General features: G+C 54.7%; 1 protein-coding gene. It reads left to right on the top strand.

Annotated elements, in window-relative coordinates; translation table 11 throughout:
- Window positions 1–15: 15 nt before the first annotated feature.
- Window positions 16–6,744, top strand: a complete 6,729-nt coding sequence (locus B5D63_RS32470; protein WP_078673052.1) for a T9SS type B sorting domain-containing protein — start codon at window positions 16–18, stop codon at window positions 6,742–6,744.
- The last annotated feature ends 94 nt before the right edge of the window (window positions 6,745–6,838 follow it).

Below are 6,838 nucleotides of genomic sequence, written 5' to 3'. Positions count from 1 at the left end.
AGCGCACCACAAACCGTGACCGTTACCTGGACCATCAGCAACGGCGTATGTACCAACAGTACTTCCAGCGTTAAGCTGATCCTCAACGCGGCGCCAACAGTAGCAGTAGCGGCTATCCCCGCGGTGTGTAATGCTGACGGCGCTTTCAACCTCGTGTTGTCTAACCCGACAGGCGCTATCACCCTCTATTCTGTAAAAGCCACCACCCCTAACAAGATGACCGGCTTTACAGATATCGTCAACCAGGCATGGAAAGGCGCAGGTACTTATAAAGTAACCTACCCTGCTGCCACCCCTGCCGGCACTTATAACTTTGTGCTGACCATCCAGGATGGCGCCAACGCTGGTTGCGTGACTAACTATCCGTTCACCGTCACCGTAGACGCTAAACCGACTGTAGACGTAGTGGCCACTCCGGCTGAGATCTGTGAAGGTGAAACCACCACCCTCAGCATCGCCGCCAGCAACGCTGGTTATACCATCCGCTGGACGCTGGACGGTACTGCGATCGCGGGTACTGATAACAAAGTATCTTTCTCGCACACACCTGCCGGCATCGGTGATAATGTGTACGCAGTATCCGTGAAAAACGGTGCTTGTACCGTTACCGATGATGCCACCGTGGTCGTGAGGTCTATGCCTACTGCTGATGCCGGCGTTCCGGAAATCAAGCAGTGCGACACCAAAGACTTCACCGTGACCGCTAACCAGCCGGCCTCCGATCAGAAAGGTGTATGGAGCTTCGTAGGCGCTAACCTCGGGGCACAGATCACCAATCCGAACAATTACACCACTACCGTAACAGGTGTGCCCGCAGGCAAATCTGTTACACTGTTGTGGACCGTTACCAACACCTTCAAAGCTTCCTGCGTAGCTTCTGACCAGATCATCCTGACCAACACAGAAGCACTGACCGTTAGCAATGCCGGTACTGATATTACCCAGTGCGGTAACAATAAGTTCCAGCTCAACGCCAATGCGCCGAAACCTACTGAAAAAGGTACATGGTCCGGCACCGGTGTCACCTTCAGCGACGTGAACGATCCGAAAGCGGTCGCCACGCTGAACACCAGCACACCACAAACAGTGACCGTTACCTGGACCATCAGCAACGGGGTATGTACCAACAGTACTTCCAGCGTTAAACTGATCCTCAATGCGGCACCAACCGTGGGTGTAGCAGCGGTAGCTCCTGTATGTAATACAAACGGCTTCTTCAACATGGTACTGTCTAACCCGACAGGCATCATCACCCTCTATTCTGTGAAAGCCACCACACCTAATAAAATGGCCGGCTTTACAGATATCGTCAACCAGAAATGGAATGGTGCGGGCACTTACAAAGTGAGCTTCCCCACCTCCACTCCTGCCGGCACCTACGACTTCGAGCTGACCGTTCAGGATGGCACCAACGCCGGTTGTACAAGAACCGTACACTTCACCGTGAAAATCATGAAGCCTTCCACACCGGCCACCGGCCTCAGTGTGAATGCCGCTGAAATCTGCGACAAAGGCGACGTGGTACTCACTATCCAGGGTGGCAGCCTTGGCACAGATGAAAACGGCGCTACCAACGCCACCTGGAAATGGTACATTAACGGTTGCCCGGGAACTGCCGGCAGCACCGCGGTAACACCAGACGTCATCAGTGCAGACGGCAGGACCGCCACCTTTAAAAATGTATCTAAAACCACTACCTGGTTCGTACGCGCTGAAAGCACAGGCCCTTGCGGTAATACCGCCACCTGCGCTTCCGCTAAAGTAACCGTGTACGAACTTCCTGCTAAAGCCAATGCAGGACAGGACAAAACGTTCTGTAACGTTAAAACAGACCTGAAACTGGAAGGTAATGATCCGAAAGCTGCCGGCGCCACCGGTAAATGGACGACCAACAACCCGAAAGCCATCATCCGCAACCCGAACCAGCCGGTAACCGACGTGTACCTGCCGGTGGGAGAAACCGCCACCTTCACCTGGACGATCACCAACGGCGTGTGCGCAGTTACCAGCGACCATGTGGTGCTGACCAACTACGAAACACCTGTGGTGGCCAATGCCGGTAAAGACCAGGAACATTGCGATAACGAAAACTTCACCCTGGACGGTAACGCACCTACGCAGTTTGGCGCCACCGGTAAATGGACTGCCTCTACAATGACCGGCGTGACCATTGCCGACCCGGCCAACGCCAAAACCAAGGTGACCGTGAAAGCCGGTACTACCGTTACCTTCACCTGGACCATCACCAACGGTACCTGCGCCGCCACTTCAGACAAAGTAGTGATCACCAACTACGCAGTGGCCGCAGACGCTAATGCCGGCCCTGACCAGGAAGCGTGCAACCAGACCAGCGACTTCATGATGAAAGCCAACGCCCCAAGCGTGCCGACAGCAACCGGACAGTGGAAAGACGTTAGCCGTATACCAGGAAGAGCGGTTATCAAACAACCGACCAACCCGCTGACTGCTGTAACCGTTCCTGTAGGCGATACCGTAGTACTGGAATGGACCATCACCAACGGTGCATGTAAAACCACCTCCAGCAGAGTAACTATTATTAACTACAAAGCAGCAGCCGTTGCCAATGCCGGCCCTGACCAGGAAAAATGTAACACTACCGGTGACTTTGTGATGGATGCCAACCAACCCGGCGCTTCCAGCGCAACCGGCACGTGGACAGACATCAGCCGCGTACCTGGCCGTGCTACTATTTATGAGCCTAACAATCCGGCCACTAAAGTAAAAGTGCCTGTAGGCGATACCGTTATCCTTAAATGGACGATCACCAACGGTAAATGCGCCAGCACTTCCAGCCAGGTAACACTGATCAACTACGCGAAAGCGCTCGACGCCAACGCCGGTCCTGACCAGGAAGCCTGTAACCAGCTGACCGACTTCACCCTTGCCGCCGATAAACCGAGCGTGTCCAGCGCGACAGGCTTCTGGTCTATCATCAAAGGCACTGCTGTGATCCGGTCTATCAACAACCCTGTCTCCAAAGTGAAAGTGAACCCAGGCGATACCGTTACCCTGCGCTGGACCATCACCAACGGTGTATGCAGCTCCACCTGGGACGATGTAACCCTGATCAACTACCTCACACCGGTAGCCGCCAACGCAGGTCCTAACCAGGAACATTGCGATAACGCTACCTTTAATATGAACGCCAGCGATCCGGGCGTACCAGGCGCCAAAGGCGTATGGGTGGTTACCAGCAACAACGCTGCCCTGATCACCATCAGCAACGCTACCGACAGGAAAGCAACGATTACCGTACCCGCCGGTGAAACAGCACAGCTGACATGGGTGGTAAGCAACGGTAAATGTGCCGCCACCAGCTCCAGCGTAACGCTGATCAACCGCAAACCAATTCTGGGTAATAATATCCAGGCCGACCAAACCGTATGTACCACTGAAACGCCAACGGCTATACGTGGTAATGTACTCTCCGGTGGTAACGGTACCTACACCTATGTATGGCAGCAAAGCACTGCCGGTGCAGCCGGACCGTTCACCAACATCCCGGGCGCTACCACCGATACCTACCAGCCAGGCCTGTTGACCGCAGATATCTGGTACAGAAGAGTCGTATCTTCCGGTGCATGTATCAATAACATCAGCAACGTGGTGAAAATCACCGTGGTGAACAAAGCGCCGATCGTAGTGTCCCAACCGGCAGCTATCACCACCGAATGTGTGCAAGGTAAAGACTACACTACCCTCTTCGGTAAACCGGTATTCAGTCACGCACCTTATGATGACGTGTCCCTGAATGTGACCTACAACGACGTGACCGTTGTCACCTCACCATGTCTCACAACGATTACCCGTACATGGACCGCTACCGACAGATGCGGCCTGTTTGTCACCGCATCCCAGACCATCACCGTGGTAGATACCAAAGCACCGGTGTTCACCACCCCTGCCCCGGCCAACATCACGGTTGACTGTGACAAGGTGCCTGCCAGGGTAGACCTGATCGCGAAAGACGACTGTACCGGCGACATCACCATCCCGGTGGTGGAAGTACGGAAAGATATACCGGGCGCCTGCGGCAACAACTATCAGCTGATCCGCACCTGGACAGCCAAAGATGCCTGCAACACCGGTGTAACACTCACCCAGATCATCACCGTGAAAGACATGACCGCTCCTGTCTTCACCCTGCAGCCACCTGCCGACACCACCGTGAACTGCGACAAAGTACCGGCCGGTATCAACCTGACCGCTACCGACAACTGTACTCCGGGTATCATCACCGTGACCTCCAGAGACTCTATCGTCCGCAAATCCGGCGCGTGCGCCAGCAACTACACCATCTACCGCAAATGGACAGCGCTGGATGAATGTGGCAACGGTAAAACCGTACAGCAGATACTCCGCGTACAGGATACCACCAGACCGGTATTCTCTCTGCCAGCGCCGAAAGACACACTGGTAGACTGCGATAAGGTGCCCGCTTGGCCGGTGATCACCGCTACCGACAACTGCTCCGGTAACATCCAGGTATTCACCAGCTCCAAAACGCAGAAAATACCAGGCGCTTGTGCCGGCAACTATCTGGAAATCCGTACATGGACAGCTACAGACGATTGCGGCAACAAAGCCACCATGCAGCAGACCATCCGCGTACAGGATACCACCAAACCGGTATTCACCGTCGTACCTCCCAGAGACACCACGGTGAACTGCGACGCCATCCCGGCCCCTGCTACCAATGTAACCGCTACGGACAACTGCAGCACTACCGGCAACGGGCTGACAGTGACCCGTCGAACCATCACAGAAACCATTCCTGGCGCCTGCGGCAGCAACTACCGCATCATCAGGACCTGGACCGCTAAAGATGCATGCGGCAACATCGCCACCATGAAACAGATCGTCACCGTACAGGACACCACCAGACCAGTCATCATGCCTGCTCCGGCAGATGTGACCGTATACTGTCAGGAACCGATCCCGGCGCCGGTGACACTGACCGCCACTGACAACTGTGATCCTTCCTTCCCGAAAAAAGCGGTGTACAGCGAAGATCCGTTTGTGAAAGACATCTGTAACGGCTATACCATCGTAAGAAGATGGAGCATCACAGACGCCTGCGGTAACAAAGCCAACGATGTGATCCAACGCATCATCATTCAACCTTGTCCGAAACCGCAGCTGAGCGCTACCCTGCCGGCCAACTGCTCCGATAATCCGAGAGTAGCCCTGCAACCGGTAGGTGACGTGAACCTGCCTTCCTTTACCCTTGTGGCGGTAACACCTGCTAACGCAGTAACAGGCCTGCCATTAACGCAACGCAGCAACCAGTTCAACCTGAACGGCGCCACTTCCGCCTCCTTCATCATGACAGATGGCAAAACAGGCTGCTCTTCCGATACCATGACTTACCAGCTGAACTACATTCAGAAACCGGTAGTCAATCTCGGACAAGACACCACCATCTGCGGCGGCAACAACCTCGTACTGGATGCAGGCGCTGCCAACTTCGCCTACACCATCAAATGGTCTACCGGCGAAACCACACAACGGATCAAAATCACACAGGCCGGCACCTACTGGGTGAACATCAGCAACGGCCAGTGCGAAACCAGCGACACCATTAAAGTAGGGCTCATCCCCACACCGCTGGTAAGCATCCCGGACACTACCATCTGCCGTGGCCAGTCCGTGAAACTGGACGCCTATGTGGACGGCGCTACCTATCTCTGGAGCACTGGTGCCACTACCGCCTCTATCCTCGTCAGCACACAGGAACAATTCTGGGTGAAAGTGATGAAGAGCGCTTGTATCACCATCGACACCGTGAAAGTGAGCGTGAATCCTCCACCGGATATCACCCTGAGCCGCGACACAGCGATCTGCCCTGACCAGTCCATCATGCTCACCGTTAATTCCAACGGCGGCCGCATCAAATGGCAGACAGGCGAAACCGGCAACTCCATTATCGTCAACCAACCAGGCGGTTACTGGGTGTCTGTCAGCAGAGACAACTGCGTGGTAAGAGATACCGTTAATGTAAGAATGAAACCGGGCATACAGGTTGACCTCGGCCCGGACAGGAACATCTGCCCTGACGGCACCGTTACCTTCAACGGTACCAATACAGACGCAATATCCTACCTCTGGAACGACGGCGACACCAACCCGATCAAACAGGTAAGCCAGGCCGGTAAATACAAACTGGCTGTGATGGACAGGTTCTGCCAGAGAGTATACCTCGACAGCGTGAACGTTAACATCACCGGTGTACCGAAAATCAACCTGGGCAACGATACCGTGATGTGTATAGGCGAAACCCTTACACTCCGCGCTGAGGGCAACGGCATCACCAGCGTACGCTGGGATAACGGCAGCACCTCGCCCACCCTGCAGGTTACCAACGGTGGCACCTACACAGTGACCGTGTTCAATGATTGCGGCAGCGCAACAGACGACATCAGGGTCAACTTCACCCAGTGCGAACCGAAACCGCAGTTCCCGAACGCCTTCTCACCAAACGGCGACGGACGGAACGATGTGTTCAGACCCATTGTACGCGGACCTATGTTCGACTACGAACTGCGGATCTTCAACCGCTGGGGAGAACTGATCTTCATCTCCTCCGACAGTCACAAAGGATGGGACGGTAAGTTCAAAGGCAGCCCGGTAGATATCGGTACCTACGTATGGTGGCTCACCTACAAGAAAGTAGCCGGCGGCGCTTCCAATGTTATCAAAGGCGAAGTGACCGTGGTTAGATAAAAAGCGTGAATCGAATACTCCTGTTGCAGAAAGCATAGAGCCTCCGGGCTCTATGCTTTCTGCTTTTTCAGCACTCCCCCCATTCCCTTTTTTG

The sequence above is a fragment of the Chitinophaga eiseniae genome (genome assembly GCF_900167135.1).
Taxonomy (GTDB): domain Bacteria; phylum Bacteroidota; class Bacteroidia; order Chitinophagales; family Chitinophagaceae; genus Chitinophaga; species Chitinophaga eiseniae.
Note: the sequence above shows the minus strand (reverse complement) of the source record. Positions and strands in the feature narration are given on the sequence as shown.